Raw genomic sequence first — 15,507 nt, 5'->3', positions numbered from 1 at the left:
AATGTAATAATTTGCAATTAATAACAAATATCTAATTTATTTTTAATATTCGCGTCTTTTGTTTTTGGTTTCTCATTATTGATTGCGTATTGTTGCTGAATTTTATATTGGATTTGTGACTATAGAATATAATGGGTCCTAATATTGGGATTGATTATTTGTTATATTCTGAAAAGAAAATAACCTAATGTTGCTCCACCTAATACTACAAATGCACTATTAATTTTTTTGAAATTAAAAACAATAATTGTACTGACTATTGCAATTAAAATCGTTCGCCAATCAGTGATGGTTTCTTTACCCATTTTATAGCACACAGCTATGATTATGGCTACCGATGCTACATTCACGGCATCTAAAAAGGCAGACAATCCTTTAGAATTCCGTAACTTTTTCATTAACGGATTAAGCAATGCCACGAAAACAAATGAGGGAAGAAAAATGGCAATCGTTGAGATAACTGCTCCTGAAAGTCCGTTTATCTGAAATCCAATAAACGTTACCGAAGAAAAGACTGGTCCAGGAGTGAACTGACCTACCGCAATGGCATCCATTAGTTGCTGCCTTGTAAGTAAACCTGTAGCTACCAGTTCCGTATCTAAAAAGGCAAAAAGGACATATCCGCTGCCATAAAGTATGGAACCTATTTTAAGGAACGACCAAAATAGTTTTGAGTTTGTGGTTGTCCAAAAAGTTGTTTGCACAATTTGAAGAAAGGTAAGGGGAACAAAACTTTGCAAAGTATCGGCTTTCCTTTTTTGAGTGTAATGCAAGGCAAAAGCCAGAAAACCTGCACCAAACATAAGGTAAATTTCATCGCCTCCCAATAAAGCTCCTATCAATACCCCAATCCCCAATATTCCTAAAGATGTTGATTTTATCGACTTCTTTGCCAATGGAAAAACAGCCCCGATTATAATAGCAATAATGGCTGGCTTTATGCCATAAATGAAAGGCTGCACCTTTGGTAATTCTCCATATTGCTGATACAGCCAAGCAAATACTCCTGTAACTAAAACAGCAGGAAGGATAAAACATAGTCCTGCTATCAAGAGCCCTTTCCAACCTCCTTTGTCATAACCGATATGGATGGCCATCTCCGTACTATTTGGGCCGGGAATAAGGCTGGTTGCTCCAAGCAAGTCTAAAAAATGCTGTTCGCTCATCCATTTTCGTTTTAGTACCACTTCATCCCGCATCATGGCAATGTGAGCTGCCGGACCTCCAAAACCTATAAAACCCAATTTGAGAAATAGTATAGCAATTTCTTTCTGGCTAACCTTATTTCCCATTATTCATTATCTTAGTATCAATAGACCAAAGGCCGCCACCTTTTATCAATAGAAAGATACTCCCCAAAAGCATCGCCCAATCTGTCCGGCTTCCGTGCATCATTTCCCAAAATCCTTTTTCTGCCAAAACTTCCGATTTGGTTGTTGCAATAGCAACTATCATTATTATAATCAATGGAATACTTGCCAATCTTGTCAGAAGTCCAATAAGAATCAAAAGTCCACAAACGATTTCAAAACTGCCAACAAACGGACCTAAAAACTCAGGATTTGGTAAACCGATTTTAGCGAAGCGACCTGCCCCCAATGTATCAGTAAATAAAAACTTCTGTATTCCTTCAGAAAGAAATACGGAACCTACCATTAGTCGGATCAATATAGTAGACCTTGAACTATCTGTTTGTAAAATTCGTTTCATCATTTTCTTATTGGTGATTGTCTTTCTGTTGGAGTTTTTACAGTGAAGAAAGGTACTTTTTCCATTGCATGGCAGCTAACGCAGCTATTGGTAAGCATTTGGAAGTTCTTATTAAAAACAACTGTATCTCTTTTTTTTAGTGCCTCTCTCATTTGAGGGAGTGTAACGGTTAAAAAATGCTGTGCGGATTGTGCCCGTTTAGGTCTTCTTTCCAATCCATTTTCTATCGTCTTTTGGATTTTTTCGAGTTGATAATCGGCATACTTCCAGTTTTCGTCCTGTCCCGCCCAATACAATTCCTGGTAGCGATAGCCGGTTTCCACCATTGCCATATCAAAACCACGAAATTGATTTTCTATCGTTTCAAGTTTCTTCTGCTCGTTTCCTTTTATCCACTGTCCCTGAACAGTTTCTTGTTTTTGATTACAAGCCGAAAGAAAAAGAAATATTAGTATAGATGTTAAATATCTCATTGTTTACAATTTACTTTACACAAATTTCGTACAATATAAATCATTTAGAACGGTATATATGAAAATACCGTAGTGTATTTTAGGTATTTCGGAAAGTTTGTGGCGTAAGCCCTGTATAGCGTTTGAAATACTTTACAAAATGGGAAGTGTCATTAAAATTCAAACTATAGGCAATTTCAGAAACACTACTTTCTGTATAAATCAATTGCCTTTTTGCTTCGCTAATGATATGCACTGCAATTACTTCTGCTGCCGACTGGTCTAGTGTTTTACGGCAAATTGCATTGAGGTTTTGTGGTGTAGTGTGAAGTTTTTCTGCATAGTAGGCAACATTGTTTCGAAGATTGTTTGTCTGGTTGAGCAATTCCCTGAATACTGCAATTATATCGTCGGTTTTACTGGTTTTAATTGTCAAAGGTTTTGCCGCAATCAATATTTTAGCAAATAGAGCCTTTAATAATCCTTCTGTAACGGTAAACTCTTTTTCTATAGTGAGTAGCTGAAATAATGTATCAATACTTCCAGTTTCTTTGATATGGACGCAACTTAAGCCGCTTAACTTGGATAAATGACTTTTAAGTTCGCTGTCCATCGACTGGTCGACAAATCCCTTCTTTAAAAGCAATACAAAACCGTCTGGTGTACCTGTCATATCCCAATGATGCACCTGTTCTTTACGGACAAAAAAGATGGTTGGTGGCTTTATTGAAAATGAAGTATGGTCTATAGTGTGGAAACCACTTCCTTCCCGTAGAAAAATAATTTCAAAATAACTATTGTGTTTGTGTGGTTCGGTCTTGCGAATTTCTTTTCTGAACGGTGCAACTTTTAATAATGCCGCCGCTTCAATTTTGGTTTTTATGGATATAGTCTTTTTCAACTCACCGTGACTTTTATATTGTGTTTATAAAATTAGTTATATTATTTTTACTTTATCCATAGACTATAAATTATCATATGGATAAAGAATAAGATATAATTTTGACTGTTCGATAGCAAAAGAATTTATATTTGTAATTTGAAAAGAATTGTTAAACTATGAAAATCTATATCCTTTTTATTTTTTTACTATCTAACTTATGCCTCGGGCAGCAGCCTATCCTGACAAATACAAAAAGTTCTACCTTAATATTAACAATCTAGAAAATAGATTTACGATGATAAACTTGTTCTTTCCTAATAAAAAACATTATTGACTAATCTATTGAAAATAAGTCATGTATGATGGTATGAAACCAGTTTCTTTTCTGAACGGTGAAACTTTTAATAGCTCCTTCGCCTCAATTTTGTTTTTTATGGATATGATCTTTTTCAATCCGTTGCAACTTCTATATTTTATGTTTATAAAATTAGCTATAATATTTCTTGTTCAACCATAAACTTGCATTGACTAAAAGTATCAATACAGGCACTTCAACCAATGGCCCAATAACGCCCACAAATGCCTGCGGTGAATGGATACCGAAAACCGCTATAGCTACAGCTATCGCCAATTCAAAATTGTTTCCGGTGGCAGTAAAGGCGATGGAAGCGTTTTTATCGTAGGGAATTTTTAGGGATTTATTGATAAAGAAGCTCACGAAAAACATCAGTACAAAATAGATGATTAACGGTACTGCTACTTTTACCACATCCATTGGCAACTCTACTATTTTATCGCCTTTCAGACTGAACATTAATACTATGGTAAACAGTAAAGCATATAATGTAATGGGCGATATTCTCGGTACAAATTTCCTATTATACCATTCTATACCTTTTGATTTAATAAGAAAGTAGCGGCTCAGAAAACCCGCCAGGAAAGGGATACCCAAATAAATGAGTACGCTTTCGGTAACATCTTTCATGGATATGGTTACATTGAAATTGGCAAGCCCCAGTTTGTTTGGTAGTATATTGATAAAGATCCAAACCAAGAAGCTGTACGTGAATATCTGGAAAATACTGTTCAGAGCAACCAGCAAAGCCGCATACTCTCTGTTTCCTTTGGCTAGGTCGTTCCAAACAATAACCATTGCGATGCACCTTGCCAGTCCGATGAGTATCAAACCGATCATATAATCAGGTTCATTCCTTAAAAAAAGAATGGCCAGTACAAACATCAGTATAGGGCCGATGCCCCAGTTTAGTAACAGGGATATGCCGATTACCTTTTTATCCCTTAGTGCCATTGGCAAAAGAGAATAATCCACTTTTGCCAATGGCGGGTACATCATCAGTATCAGGCCTATTGCCAATGGAATATTGGTCGTACCTATGGATAAAGCATTGGTAACCTTTGAAATATTCGGAAAAAAATATCCCAATCCTATACCGAGTGCCATAGCAAGAAATATCCACAGGGTAAGGTATCTGTCTAAAAATTTTAATTTAGGTTGCATTTTGATTTAATTTATTCCAATTGTTTTACTCCTTCTTTCCATGATAATAGTATCTCTCCAGATATTGCCCAGCTTTCCGATCTTTTCACGGTACCCGATTACCCTGAAGCCTGCACTTTTATGGAGGGCTACCGTTGCTTCATTCTCTGGGAACATCCCACTTTGCAGTGTCCATATTCCATTTGCTTCACTTTCTTCTACCAGTTTTGACATTAAGGTTCTTCCGATCCCTTTTCCCTTATGGTCGTTGGAAATATAGATGCTCACTTCTGCAACGCCACCGTAAACACAGCGATCGCTTACTGCAGAAAGTGCCGCCCATCCGACTACAACGCCATCGATTATTGCAACAAGCCTGCTGTGCTTTAATTTTCCCTTGTCCCAATTTTCCCATAAAGGAACAGAAGTTTCAAAAGTGGCGTTGCCTGTTTCAAGACCCTGTCTGTATATTTCTGCTATTTCAGGAAAATGCTCTTTATTGATTTCTTTTATTTCCATTCTATCGGTTTATTTGTGAAAAAACATAAAACATTTCTGCTCCGATCTGCAAACCTCTTTCTGCATATACTTGTACCTGCTGTGGGGTATTGTCCGAGACTTTAGGATCAGTGTATTTGATGGGAAACCTTGCTTCGGCTCCGATGACAAGCGGGCAGCCTTGATCGGCATTGTCACAGGTCATAATAGCACCAAATTTGTTTTTAGGATTAAATCCGTTGCTGTATTCTTTTGAAAAGCAGATAACGGGGGCTTCGTTGGGTGCATATTTTACCGCATAAATAGGATTTTCGGTTTCGCTCAGCTTCTGGATTTCAAACCCCTGACCAATGAGCGTTTCTGCTACTTTTGGAAACATGGCAGTAGCTTCTGTACCTCCCGAATAACAGAACACGTTTTTTACCCCAAAATGATAGGCCATAGCCTGTGCCCAGATCTGGGAAAAATGGCTTCTTCGGCTGTTATGGGTGCAGATGAAGTTTAAACGGATTGTTTCGTTTGCTTCTACCTTACCTCTGATATAATCTGCCAACGGCTGTAAAACTGTTTTTCTTTCTTCAGGAATGTTATCTACTGAAAACAATCCAATTGTTTTTAAAATATTCTCGTTCATATTTAATACTAAAAATTAGTAGCCCCTTCTTAAATTTTCTGCGTACTCATTGGGCAGCGGGCTTTCTTCCACGGCCTTTGCCGCTTTTTCAATATCATAATCGAAACGGACAAATTCTACATGAATACTTTCCTTGTCCAGTACAGAACTTTTCTCATTGATGGTAAGCATTACATAGCCGCCCCTGACATCATTGTCTTTGGGTTTGCCTACCGAACCTATATTAACCGCATGGCGGAAATGGTCTTTTCCATCAGTTCCCGAATTTAAAATACGGTGGTAGGGCTTATGTGTATGCCCAAAGCATAAAATGTCCGCATCGGCCTGTTCCATAATTCGGAGCATACTTTTTTCTTCACGATCCTCAAAAAGATATTCATTGATCTTTCGCGGGCTTCCGTGCACCAAAAGAAGGTTGAGCTTATCTTCATTAAGCTGGAACTCTACTTTTATATGGGCAGGAAGTGTACGCAGATAAGCCCTTTCTTCGTCCTTCATAATGGAATTGGTAAAAGAAATAGAAATACTTCCATTGTCTTTCTCGCGATCGGTTTTGTAGGCACAGCCACAATCATTGCTCATACTCCCGATGCCAAAATCATAGTTTCCGGCAATGGTCGGAATTTTCCTTTTGCGGATTTCGCTCACCACTTCGTTCGGCCAAATGTTATAGCCGACCAAGTCTCCAAGACAATAAATACTGTCGGAGTTTCTTTTATCTACATCTTCAAAGAAGGCTTCCAAAGCAGGAAGATTGGCATGAATATCACTGAATAATGCAATTCTCATTGTTTAATTTTTATTTCCTGTTAATTATAGCTTTTGAAATTCTTAGCAGCAGCCACCTCCCGGGGTGCATGATGCATTCTGGTTTACGGTCAGTTCTGTAAGATTTTTCTTTTGCTTCTCAGAAGGAATGCCACAAGCATCATTTGCTAGGCAGGTAGTCGCCTTGTTCTTCAATACAAATGTCTTTCCGTTAAAGGCAAGATCATACTTGCCAATGGTATCACTTTGGTATTCCACTTCGATTTCGGAATCTTCAATTCCAAGTTTTTCTTCTGAAAGCTTTATGATGCTTAACAGTTTTCCTGGCTTTAAACGGTGCTCGTAATCGTTGGCATTCCAAAGTTGGAAGTCTACCGATTTCTCGTTACGGATCACACCACCGCAATCGATGAATTTTTTATTGATCTGTCCTACTTCTGTAACATGGAAATGTTCCGGTACAAATGTTCCGTTCTCCAATTGAAATTCAACATTCTCTAATGTTGGAAGGATGTCTTTGATTTCTGATAATTTCATTGTTGTAATATTATATAGTTATAATGCAATATTGCGATATTTATGATTAAAAAAATGGCTAACAGCATTTTTGATTGGTTACTGTAAAAATGATTCTGGAAAAATATTCTTTTAAAATGTCAAAAGTATTTTCATCAATGCAATAACATACCGAGTTACCTTCAATTGTCCCTTTAATGAGACCTGCATTTTTTAATTCCTTTAAATGTTGGGATACGGTAGGCTGGGCTAATGGTAGTTCATTAACTATGTCTCCAGTAATACAGGTGTTAACTTTCAATAAATATTCTATGATGGCAATTCTTGCAGGATGTCCTAATGCCTTTGCTATTACTGAAATTTTGTTTTGATGATCTGTAAAATGGTCTGTTTTAGTTGCTCCCATGGTAAATTATTATATTGCAATATTACGATTTTTAAATTTATTGGCAAATTTTTTTTTAATTTCTTCATAGTCCATCTTTGCTTCCTTACTTACAAGTTTATTACCACCTCTATCTTATTACAATCTTATTTGGAAGAATAGAAATTTAATAAAGTTGAGAAGGGTTATTATTGATGACAGTCTACAAGTGATTGTTCATATAAATATTAGTATCTTTGTCTCAAAAATTGTTGCAAGTTCATTTCTATATTTGCGCTATTTTTGTACAATAGGGCACTATATAATCTGGAATTGTATGGTGTTTCAAAATTCATGTGTCATTTGTATAATGGCATTGACTATATATACTTTATGCCTGAATTAATAATGAAAAATCTCAGAAGTTGTAACTATATAATCAGAAACAGTATGGCAAGCATAGAAAATATTGACAAAGTATTCCAGCATTTTGAAAAGTATATTAAACTCAGCAACTCTTTGAGAAGTGAACTTACTAATAGAATTACATTTAAAACGTTTAAGAAGGGAGAGCTAGTTCACCACGAAGATTCTGTTTGTACAACGAGTTACTTTATTCAAAATGGCTTAATGCGTATTTATTTCATAAAAGACGGAAAAGAGATTACAGAATATTTTAGTGCAGAAAACGAATGGGTGAATTCTCCAAAAAGTTTTATGCAACAAAAGTTAGACATTTATAATATAGATACTATAGAGCAGACGGAATGCTTTTGTCTGAATGTAAAAGATCTGGTATTTCTTTTTGACCATTTTCCGGAAATGGAGAGATACGCGAGATTATCAATGGGTACTGTATTTGGGCATTATATGGATCGAATAACCTCAATGCGGTTTACTACGGCAAAAGAAAAATATCTACATTTTTGTGAAGTCTATCATGGTATTTATCATCGTATTCCTTTGGGGATGATTTCTTCCTACTTGGGAATAGCACAAGAAACTTTAAGCAGAATAAGGGGTGGAAGATGATTTTTTGATATAGGTCAAAAGTTAAGAAAATATTTAAGCAGATATTTGTCATGAACAAAAACTAATTAAAGAAATGAAAAATTTTGACAGATATTCTATTCTCCTTTTATTATTAATATTTCCAACTGTTTTCTTTGCTCAAATAAGGTTGAAAACACCTAATGTTGAAAGCATTTTGTATTTGGGTAAAGGCAAAAATCAGCCACTTATAGTAGGGCTTGGTGGTTCGGAAGGAGGAAATGCCTGGGCTGGTGATTACTGGAAAAAAACAAGAGATCAATTTATTGAAAAAGGATACGCATTTCTGGCATTGGGCTATTTTAAAGCCGAGGGAACTCCAGAAATTTTAGATAAAATAGAGATTGAAGATGTTTATAATGCGATTGAAGAGGGTTCCAAAAACAAACAGGTAAACAAACAGAAAATTGCAATAATTGGCGGATCAAGAGGAGCTGATTTAGCATTGCTTTTGGGGAGCTATTATGAAAATATCCGTTGTGTAGTGAGTATTGTAGGAAGTAATGTTGTATTTCCGGGGCATACTGATCATTTTTCAACTCCTTGTTGGACATTTCAAAGAAAAGAGTTGTCTTTTGTTCCGGTAAATGATGAGGCAGTACCCTTTTTAATGAAAAGAGATTTAAGAGGAGCTTTTGAATCCATGCTAAAAGATAGCATAGCAGCTGAAAAAGCCATTATTAAGATTGAAAATATCAAAGGCCCTGTTTTGTTTTTATCTGCGACTAAGGATGAAATATGCCCTTCAACACCAATGGCGGAAACCATGATGGAAAGATTAAAAAATAAACAATTCAAATTTAACTATGAACACAAAGTATTTGAGGGAAGTCATTCGGAACCATTAAAACACTTCGATCTTATTTATAAATTTTTAGAAGCAAATTTTGCAATAAAATGACAGTTGAGGACGCCAGCAGCTAGTTGACGTTTATAAAATCAAATGCTGTAACCGGAGAATTTAATCAATACTTAGGTTGTGATGGGGCTATAATCTGCAAAATCTTACATTGTTAAACTGTCACAATAATTATATTAATACAATAACAATCTAAATTATGAGATATGAAAACTAAACTTACACATTTTGCTATTCACATCGATGAGATAGAACGAGCGAAGAGCTTCTATAACGAAATTTTTGGTTGGGGGTTCAGCTCTTATGGACAATCTGATTTTTTTCAGATAAAAGCCGATAATACAGAGGAAGGAGAACTCATCGGAGCCATGCAATCAAGGAAATATTCATCTGTTCATGAAAGGGTGATAGGTTTAGAATGCTCTTTTAATGTCGATGACATAGACAAAACCATTGAGAAAATAAAAATCAGCAATGGACAAATCCTTATGCCCAAAACTGTAATTCCTTATGTCGGCTGGATTGCTAAATTCTTAGACACAGAAGGAAATCTGATTTGTATAATACAATACGATAATTCGGTAAGATGAAAATATTTCCGCCAATTCATCCTGATTTCCAATTCTTATTGGAGTTTAAAGAACAAGAAGTTATTAGTCTTTTTAAAGACCTGAGAGAATATCTTTTGGAGCTGTATCCTGAAAGTAATGAGCTATTATATCATACCCATGCCTTAACGGCAGTGTTTTCAATATCTGACAAACTTTCCGACGCTTTTTGCATGCTTCCAATTTATACAAACCACCTGAATTTAGGGTTTAACAAAGGTACTCTTTTAAAGGATCCTAATAAGCTTCTGACAGGAACAGGCAAATTAATCCGACATATAGACGTAAAAAATCCAAGTGATTACAGAAACCCAAAGGTGAAGACATTGATACAGGAAGCCATTAATCTTGCCATTATAGATATGGACAAGCCTACAAAATCTGTTGGCAAAACAATTTCAAAAATCAAGAAGATATAAATTATAAAAATACTTAATGATTGATAATGTAATGATGTTCTAAATGATATTGCATTTGTGAGATTATGTTGACAGAAAAATATTTAACAAGCAAATGTAGAGTCAACTCAAAGCCATTGATGATACATATTTCCATTATGCTGTAGGCATAAATTTAGTTTATTATTGTCAATGAAAGAGATAATAAATACATCAAATTTAGTTACAATAAAGTCGTACTCTCAAAGAACAAAGATTATTTTATATTGAATACGATTGACAGCCGTCAAAATGGAATAAAATGTTTACTAAAAATCGCTTGCCACTTAACTAATTGGAATATATTATTCAGGCAGAATATTATCCGCGCAGTCTTTATAGCTATAGCATTATAAATTAAACATTGTTTATATTTATCTGAATTGAAAATGAACATTTATTTACCACCATTTGCTTTCAGATCTGCCTTGCAATTGGCATCAAGTTGAGGAATATTGTTTGTATTAAGGAAACTTAAGATATCTGTAGTTTCTGAAGCATAATACATTAAACAATTATTATTGTTACAGTGGCTGCCATTAACAGAATCTTTATGGTTGACCTGCATTGAAGATCCCAAATCAACCAAGCCTAACAAATGACCTAACTCATGTTCATGTACCGTAGCTTCAAGCTTTGTTCTGCTAACCTGCCCAAATCCTCCCGAATTATCATGAATAGTTTTTCCTAATAAAGCAACAGATGTATTACGATAAGCTATCCCCAATGTATTGGCATTTTCTGTATATTGCCCATTGGTATAAATAACACTCACAGCCATAGTAGAGCCGCTTGTAAAAGAAGACCTGTTTGTATTTTCGATGGCTTTGATCTCATCCGCGGACAAGCTTGAAGCAGATGCTCCTGAAATTTCCCTGGTAACAATACTTATATTTCCCTCTTTCTTCAGAAATGTCGACAGGAAGTTTTTAACCAGCTCTATGGCATTGGTATCAGGTGCATAGCCTGGCATATACTGTATTTCAATAACCAATGCATTATATCTATTATTATTCAGCAGGTCATTTGCAGATGAACCCACGGAATGTGGTATGATTGTAGTTGTCTGAATCGTTACTGAACTCATTATCTCTCTCGCAGGCAATACATAAAAAAGAAGTAAAAAAGCAAAATTGAATTTTCTGGACATACTAAAAATTATAAAATTAAAATTACAAAAATATATATCTTAACACATGGATTGATTGACTTCATTGTAATTCTTGGAATATAATGCAAAGGTCAAAAGCATTTAGAATATTCTTTACTATTGAACTGGTGAAAAACTTGCAATTATTTACACATAAGGTTTCTGCGAATAAGTCGAAAAGAAAGATAGGTGCTGAGTTAGATGTGTTAAGCCTTGAAAGTCCAGACATGTACTTTCACTTTTTACTGTAAAATTATGAAGTGTCCAAATCCATTCTCTGAAGTATTGAATATTTTAAAGAGAATGTGAAATTTAGTATCTTTGAAACAATTGATTTGTTGTACTAATGTTGTACTTAAAATTGTTAAAACAAAAATAAAGCACTTACATATTATTGTAAATGCTTTATTATCAGTAGCTCCTCCTGCTGGGCTCGAACCAGCGACCCTCTGATTAACAGTCAGATGCTCTAACCGACTGAGCTAAGGAGGAATTTTCCTTTATTTTAAGTGCTGCAAATATAATATGAAAAATAATATCGAGCAAGTGATCACACTAAATTATAAAGAAAAAATTAAATTTTATCTTATTAGTTTTGTCAGCATAAGGCATAGAATATAGAACGTTTTATATCCGATTATTTTGTCAATGCTTAAACCTTCAGATCCATATTCTTTCGATTTACGAATAAATCATTTTAATATGATCTGGCAAAATTTTTAAAAGACTGGCAGATGGTAGGGAATTTGAAATATATCGGCCCAAATTTTAGGACAAAAGCTGGATAGAATTACGATTGCTTAATTTATTCCGTTATCTCCATTTATTGCCAATAGGATTTTGTGTGTTCGAATTATTTATTTTCAATAAAATCTTTTATTTCTCCTTTATCATTGAACGTTTGAATTTTAGGATTTCCATTTTCGTCAACATAGATCATCATTTTGGGCTTCCCATCTGGCCCGGATAAAAAAAGCCCGGAACTATTACCTTTTGTTCTCCCTAAAAAAAGCCTGTTTATAGAGCCTTCTTTTTCCCATAATTCATTTAACTTTAAGTTCCTTTCTTTTTCATCTTTTATTTTATTGATTTCCTCGATCTTTTTATTCCTATCCTCTATATTGGTTCCTGCCGGGAATTGATTGATATTGATTCCCCTCTGAATATAGGTCTTTCCATTTGCATAATACTCATCGTTGAGTATCTGAACCACCTGGTCATCTTTGTAATTATCCATTGTAAAAGACATTCCGGAAATTGTTTTTCCGTCTTTTTCTTTCGCCTGATAGACCAATCCACCACATTCATCTCCCTGATTGTTAAAAAAGATTATACCTGAAGGGCGTTCTCTTTTAGGCCATTCTTTTCCATTCATTCGTCCGGAATGTTGGCGGGTTTCATTGCTAATAACCATTCTCGGCAGTCTGTCTTCACCTACTACTGTTATTTTCTTTACTATAATTTCATCAAAAATTTTATCTTCTCCCTTGTTTTTAAAACTGCTTAATGTAAAAAAAGAAATTATTATTGTTGAAACTATGGCATAGGCCATTAAAATGTTTACTTTTTTTTCGATGTTTGATTTCATTTGTTTAAAGATTAAAAATTTAAAGGGAATAGTTGAAATATGTTTAATCTCTCGTTTTATAAAAGCCTTTACTAGTATTTGCCTCTATTAAAAAGTGATAATTAATCCATCAACTATATTTCTATTTGACAAATTTAAATACAACGAAAAGCTAAAGCAATACACCCAGGTTAATTAATCTGTATGAATGATTCTTTTTCTTATCCTGCTTAATGATTGGGGTTTTACGCCTATAAATGCGGCTATTAAATATTGAGGAACTCTTTGAACCAGATCAGGATAATTTTTCACAAAAAATAGATATCGCTCAACCGGAGTATGCATATAAAGTGAAAGTAACTGATTTACTACAATGCCAAACCGTTGCTCCAGAATCATTCTGCCAAATTTATTGCCTTCCTTAATTTCATTATAAAGTCTTTGTATGGCGGAGTAATCCATAATAAGAAACTTGCAGTTCTCTATGGCTTTGATACATTGTGTAGATTTTGTTTGGTTAATGAAAGTATGGTATTCAGAAACGAATTCTCCTTCTTTGGTAAAATCTGTAATGGCCTCATGATCGCCTTTAAGTACATAATAATAAACAAGGCCTTCTACTAAAAAGCCCACCCTTTTGTTTGGCTTGCCCATTTCGGAAAAATACTCTCCTTTCTTCATATCAAAAGGTTTGAAAATTTCTGTGATGATTTGTCGCTCTTCGTTACTTAAAACGATTAATTGTTCAAAGGTTTTAAATAAAGTTTCATACATATTTTAGTAAAATTTTCGATGGTCTTATTATAATTTTATAGACTTTAAGCTGTTTAAGCAAACGGATTGGGTATTGGCGAAGACGAGGCTTTTGGCAATGCCATTCGGTCAGGAAGATACTTAAAGTTTCCTGGTTTGAAAGGCGTAAATATATGATCAATATCCATATAAGCTTATTTTTTGCCTGTATGCAAAATATAAAATTTTTCTGGAATAATAATTTAGAAATAACTCATATGCTGATTTTTACATGATACTCCTCACAATGACTTCTGCACATAGGATGATCGGAATCGGAATGAGAGAATCGTTTAAAACAGATCCCGGATCAGTATATATCTCAGGTTTATCAGGGCCATTTGGTAAGTCTTTTTATATTTACTGTTGCCCAGATACAATCTTTATCAAACAGAAAAGCTTCTGTTTGAGGCAAATTTTTTTAAAAAACCGTGTTTTTCCCCTTTTTTAAGGACGATAAGATGGCTAATTTTGTTATATAAATTATAAACCAAAAACCATATCACATGAAATCTACTTTTTTATTAAAAAAATTAAGCTTGTTCTTTATCCTGCTTGTTTTAAGTTTTTGTATACAGAACTGTGCTCGCTGCTCCAGACAGCCTGTAGAAGAACCCGTGAGTGACAGCTATAAAAAGAAACTGATCAGTTACGATGAAGGCCGGGTGCTTTTTGATGAATATACCAGGACTAATAATCAGGTACTTACCAAATCCAGACACGGAGAACCGGATTCACGATGGTACTGGTTTTCTTTGGAAGACATGGAAGGGTATATCAGATACGTAAAAGAAAATGCTAAAAAAGAGAAATGGAAAAACCCGGGGATCAGAATATATATGGGAAAATATCCGGTGCATCATCCTGTAGACAAAATGGCAAAGCCGGAATATGCCGGATATCAGACTATATTCATAGTGGCTACTCAAAAGCAGAATACAGACACTATAAACGTGATGTCCAGATCAGGAGACTCCGGCGAGAATACAGATATAAAAACAATACAGGCCCTGAATATGACCAATCTGGCTCCTCCACCCAAAGCATCTTCAGTGACCATGCAATAAAAAACCGGAATAATGAACTGGAATATAGAAACAGGCAAGCAGATCTCGATGATGATATCCATATTGGTCATGGTTTTAATGATCATCAGGTATAGGAAGATCGGAAAAGAGTATCTTTTTTTTATCATAGGTTATATCCTGTTTTCCTGTATGGATATCCTGTCGTACTTTTATCTTAAGGTTACCGGGCCTCCTACGGATAAATTTTATGTTATTATTCTTTTTATAGTATTCCTGCTGTACCTGCTTTATTATTTTCGCCTGTTATATCTGCCTCAGCTTAAAAAAATACAACTTGTTCTTTTGGCATTTTTATTCATCAATACTTTTGTGAGGCTGTTTGTGGAAAATGATATGTTAAAGATCCTTTCTTTCAATATGCTGTATGTAAATATACTTCTGCTGCTTTTTTCCATTATTTTATTTTTATATCAGACCTTTAATTCTGATAAGATACTGGAACTCAAAAGTTATCTGCCTTTTTGGATTTCCGTTGCTTTATTGATCTTTTTTATTGGCTTTATTCCCATCTTATTTTTTAGAAATACCGTTTCAGAGAACATTTATTTTATTATTTTGTTTATGTTGAATCTTATCAGTAACGGAATACTCATATTAGGATTACTTTGGAATAAACAGGAAGGTACAAGATAA

General features: G+C 34.7%; 19 protein-coding genes and 1 tRNA gene. 6 read left to right on the top strand and 14 right to left on the bottom strand.

The annotated features are described in order from the left end of the window. Window positions 1–161 precede the first annotated feature (161 nt). The 10 genes from chrA to HNP38_RS11915 all read right to left on the bottom strand — a co-directional run bounded on the left by chrA (window position 162) and on the right by HNP38_RS11915 (window position 7,365). Window positions 162–1,292 (bottom strand): chromate efflux transporter, encoded by a 1,131-nt coding sequence (gene chrA / locus HNP38_RS11960; RefSeq protein WP_184189795.1) that lies wholly within the window; start codon window positions 1,290–1,292, stop codon window positions 162–164. Further along, window positions 1,282–1,713, bottom strand: a complete 432-nt coding sequence (locus HNP38_RS11955) for a DoxX family protein (protein WP_184189793.1) — start codon at window positions 1,711–1,713, stop codon at window positions 1,282–1,284. The genes chrA and HNP38_RS11955 overlap by 11 nt, the downstream gene beginning before the upstream one ends. Continuing rightward, the gene (locus HNP38_RS11950) at window positions 1,710–2,183 is read right to left on the bottom strand and encodes a hypothetical protein (RefSeq protein WP_184189791.1); all 474 of its coding nucleotides are present in this window, start codon (window positions 2,181–2,183) and stop codon (window positions 1,710–1,712) included. The genes HNP38_RS11955 and HNP38_RS11950 overlap by 4 nt, the downstream gene beginning before the upstream one ends. 79 nt (window positions 2,184–2,262) lie before the next feature. Next, window positions 2,263–3,063 carry a helix-turn-helix domain-containing protein gene (locus HNP38_RS11945; protein ID WP_184189789.1) on the bottom strand — a complete coding sequence of 267 codons (801 nt, stop codon included), beginning with the start codon at window positions 3,061–3,063 and terminating at the stop codon, window positions 2,263–2,265. A 469-nt stretch (window positions 3,064–3,532) separates the two neighbouring features. After that, window positions 3,533–4,564 carry an ACR3 family arsenite efflux transporter gene (arsB, locus tag HNP38_RS11940; RefSeq protein ID WP_184189787.1) on the bottom strand — a complete coding sequence of 344 codons (1,032 nt, stop codon included), beginning with the start codon at window positions 4,562–4,564 and terminating at the stop codon, window positions 3,533–3,535. Between the two features lie 6 nt (window positions 4,565–4,570). Next, on the bottom strand, window positions 4,571–5,062 hold the full coding sequence (locus tag HNP38_RS11935) for a GNAT family N-acetyltransferase (protein WP_184189785.1): 492 nt from the start codon (window positions 5,060–5,062) through the stop codon (window positions 4,571–4,573). 1 nt (window position 5,063) lies between these two features. Continuing rightward, window positions 5,064–5,675, bottom strand: a complete 612-nt coding sequence (locus tag HNP38_RS11930; RefSeq protein ID WP_184189783.1) for a protein-tyrosine-phosphatase — start codon at window positions 5,673–5,675, stop codon at window positions 5,064–5,066. Between the two features lie 15 nt (window positions 5,676–5,690). Further along, a complete protein-coding gene (locus HNP38_RS11925; protein ID WP_184189781.1) occupies window positions 5,691–6,464 on the bottom strand; it encodes a metallophosphoesterase family protein in 774 nt (257 codons plus the stop codon). 42 nt (window positions 6,465–6,506) lie between these two features. Then, entirely contained in the window at window positions 6,507–6,980 is a 474-nt protein-coding gene (locus tag HNP38_RS11920; protein WP_184189779.1) for a DUF6428 family protein, read from the bottom strand. A 58-nt stretch (window positions 6,981–7,038) separates the two neighbouring features. Next, window positions 7,039–7,365: an ArsR/SmtB family transcription factor gene (locus tag HNP38_RS11915; RefSeq protein WP_184189777.1), complete on the bottom strand. Its 327-nt coding sequence runs from the start codon at window positions 7,363–7,365 to the stop codon at window positions 7,039–7,041. A 408-nt stretch (window positions 7,366–7,773) separates the two neighbouring features. Between HNP38_RS11915 and HNP38_RS11910 the strand changes: the two genes are divergently transcribed. The 4 genes from HNP38_RS11910 (at window position 7,774) to HNP38_RS11895 (ending at window position 10,259) form a co-directional block, all read left to right on the top strand. Further along, window positions 7,774–8,355, top strand: coding sequence for a Crp/Fnr family transcriptional regulator (locus HNP38_RS11910; RefSeq protein WP_184189775.1), 582 nt, complete (start codon window positions 7,774–7,776; stop codon window positions 8,353–8,355). 73 nt (window positions 8,356–8,428) lie between these two features. Continuing rightward, on the top strand, window positions 8,429–9,274 hold the full coding sequence (locus tag HNP38_RS11905; RefSeq protein ID WP_184189773.1) for an acyl-CoA thioester hydrolase/BAAT C-terminal domain-containing protein: 846 nt from the start codon (window positions 8,429–8,431) through the stop codon (window positions 9,272–9,274). 164 nt (window positions 9,275–9,438) lie between these two features. Continuing rightward, a complete protein-coding gene (locus HNP38_RS11900) occupies window positions 9,439–9,822 on the top strand; it encodes a VOC family protein (protein WP_184189771.1) in 384 nt (127 codons plus the stop codon). Next, window positions 9,819–10,259: a DUF1801 domain-containing protein gene (locus HNP38_RS11895; RefSeq protein WP_184189769.1), complete on the top strand. Its 441-nt coding sequence runs from the start codon at window positions 9,819–9,821 to the stop codon at window positions 10,257–10,259. The genes HNP38_RS11900 and HNP38_RS11895 overlap by 4 nt, the downstream gene beginning before the upstream one ends. 415 nt (window positions 10,260–10,674) lie before the next feature. On the opposite strand, the gene HNP38_RS11890 is transcribed toward HNP38_RS11895, so the two are convergent. The 4 genes from HNP38_RS11890 to HNP38_RS11875 form a co-directional block, all read right to left on the bottom strand. Beyond that, the gene (locus tag HNP38_RS11890; RefSeq protein WP_228461050.1) at window positions 10,675–11,427 is read right to left on the bottom strand and encodes a M12 family metallo-peptidase; all 753 of its coding nucleotides are present in this window, start codon (window positions 11,425–11,427) and stop codon (window positions 10,675–10,677) included. Between the two features lie 418 nt (window positions 11,428–11,845). Further along, window positions 11,846–11,919 (bottom strand) — tRNA-Asn (locus HNP38_RS11885). Window positions 11,920–12,280: 361 nt separating this feature from the next. Beyond that, window positions 12,281–13,015: a hypothetical protein gene (locus HNP38_RS11880; protein WP_184189767.1), complete on the bottom strand. Its 735-nt coding sequence runs from the start codon at window positions 13,013–13,015 to the stop codon at window positions 12,281–12,283. Between the two features lie 174 nt (window positions 13,016–13,189). After that, entirely contained in the window at window positions 13,190–13,768 is a 579-nt protein-coding gene (locus HNP38_RS11875; RefSeq protein ID WP_184189765.1) for a Crp/Fnr family transcriptional regulator, read from the bottom strand. 524 nt (window positions 13,769–14,292) lie between these two features. Here HNP38_RS11875 and HNP38_RS11870 point away from each other — a divergent pair. Further along, the gene (locus HNP38_RS11870; protein ID WP_184189763.1) at window positions 14,293–14,853 is read left to right on the top strand and encodes a hypothetical protein; all 561 of its coding nucleotides are present in this window, start codon (window positions 14,293–14,295) and stop codon (window positions 14,851–14,853) included. A gap of 12 nt (window positions 14,854–14,865) precedes the next feature. Beyond that, complete coding sequence (locus HNP38_RS11865; protein WP_184189761.1) at window positions 14,866–15,507, top strand: hypothetical protein; 642 nt, start codon at window positions 14,866–14,868, stop codon at window positions 15,505–15,507.

The organism is Chryseobacterium defluvii (assembly GCF_014204415.1).
GTDB classification, from domain to species: Bacteria; Bacteroidota; Bacteroidia; order Flavobacteriales; family Weeksellaceae; genus Chryseobacterium; species Chryseobacterium defluvii_A.
This window is presented reverse-complemented; position numbering and strand designations above follow the sequence as displayed.

Coding starts and splice junctions, on each gene's coding strand:
- chrA (WP_184189795.1), bottom strand. CDS start 1,292: ATGGGAAATAAGGTTAGCCAGAAAGAAATTGCTATACTATTTCTCAAA.
- HNP38_RS11955 (WP_184189793.1), bottom strand. CDS start 1,713: ATGATGAAACGAATTTTACAAACAGATAGTTCAAGGTCTACTATATTG.
- HNP38_RS11950 (WP_184189791.1), bottom strand. CDS start 2,183: ATGAGATATTTAACATCTATACTAATATTTCTTTTTCTTTCGGCTTGT.
- arsB (WP_184189787.1), bottom strand. CDS start 4,564: ATGCAACCTAAATTAAAATTTTTAGACAGATACCTTACCCTGTGGATA.
- HNP38_RS11935 (WP_184189785.1), bottom strand. CDS start 5,062: ATGGAAATAAAAGAAATCAATAAAGAGCATTTTCCTGAAATAGCAGAA.
- HNP38_RS11930 (WP_184189783.1), bottom strand. CDS start 5,675: ATGAACGAGAATATTTTAAAAACAATTGGATTGTTTTCAGTAGATAAC.
- HNP38_RS11925 (WP_184189781.1), bottom strand. CDS start 6,464: ATGAGAATTGCATTATTCAGTGATATTCATGCCAATCTTCCTGCTTTG.
- HNP38_RS11920 (WP_184189779.1), bottom strand. CDS start 6,980: ATGAAATTATCAGAAATCAAAGACATCCTTCCAACATTAGAGAATGTT.
- HNP38_RS11915 (WP_184189777.1), bottom strand. CDS start 7,365: ATGGGAGCAACTAAAACAGACCATTTTACAGATCATCAAAACAAAATT.
- HNP38_RS11910 (WP_184189775.1), top strand. CDS start 7,774: ATGGCAAGCATAGAAAATATTGACAAAGTATTCCAGCATTTTGAAAAG.
- HNP38_RS11905 (WP_184189773.1), top strand. CDS start 8,429: ATGAAAAATTTTGACAGATATTCTATTCTCCTTTTATTATTAATATTT.
- HNP38_RS11900 (WP_184189771.1), top strand. CDS start 9,439: ATGAAAACTAAACTTACACATTTTGCTATTCACATCGATGAGATAGAA.
- HNP38_RS11895 (WP_184189769.1), top strand. CDS start 9,819: ATGAAAATATTTCCGCCAATTCATCCTGATTTCCAATTCTTATTGGAG.
- HNP38_RS11890 (WP_228461050.1), bottom strand. CDS start 11,427: ATGTCCAGAAAATTCAATTTTGCTTTTTTACTTCTTTTTTATGTATTG.
- HNP38_RS11880 (WP_184189767.1), bottom strand. CDS start 13,015: ATGAAATCAAACATCGAAAAAAAAGTAAACATTTTAATGGCCTATGCC.
- HNP38_RS11875 (WP_184189765.1), bottom strand. CDS start 13,768: ATGTATGAAACTTTATTTAAAACCTTTGAACAATTAATCGTTTTAAGT.
- HNP38_RS11870 (WP_184189763.1), top strand. CDS start 14,293: ATGAAATCTACTTTTTTATTAAAAAAATTAAGCTTGTTCTTTATCCTG.
- HNP38_RS11865 (WP_184189761.1), top strand. CDS start 14,866: ATGAACTGGAATATAGAAACAGGCAAGCAGATCTCGATGATGATATCC.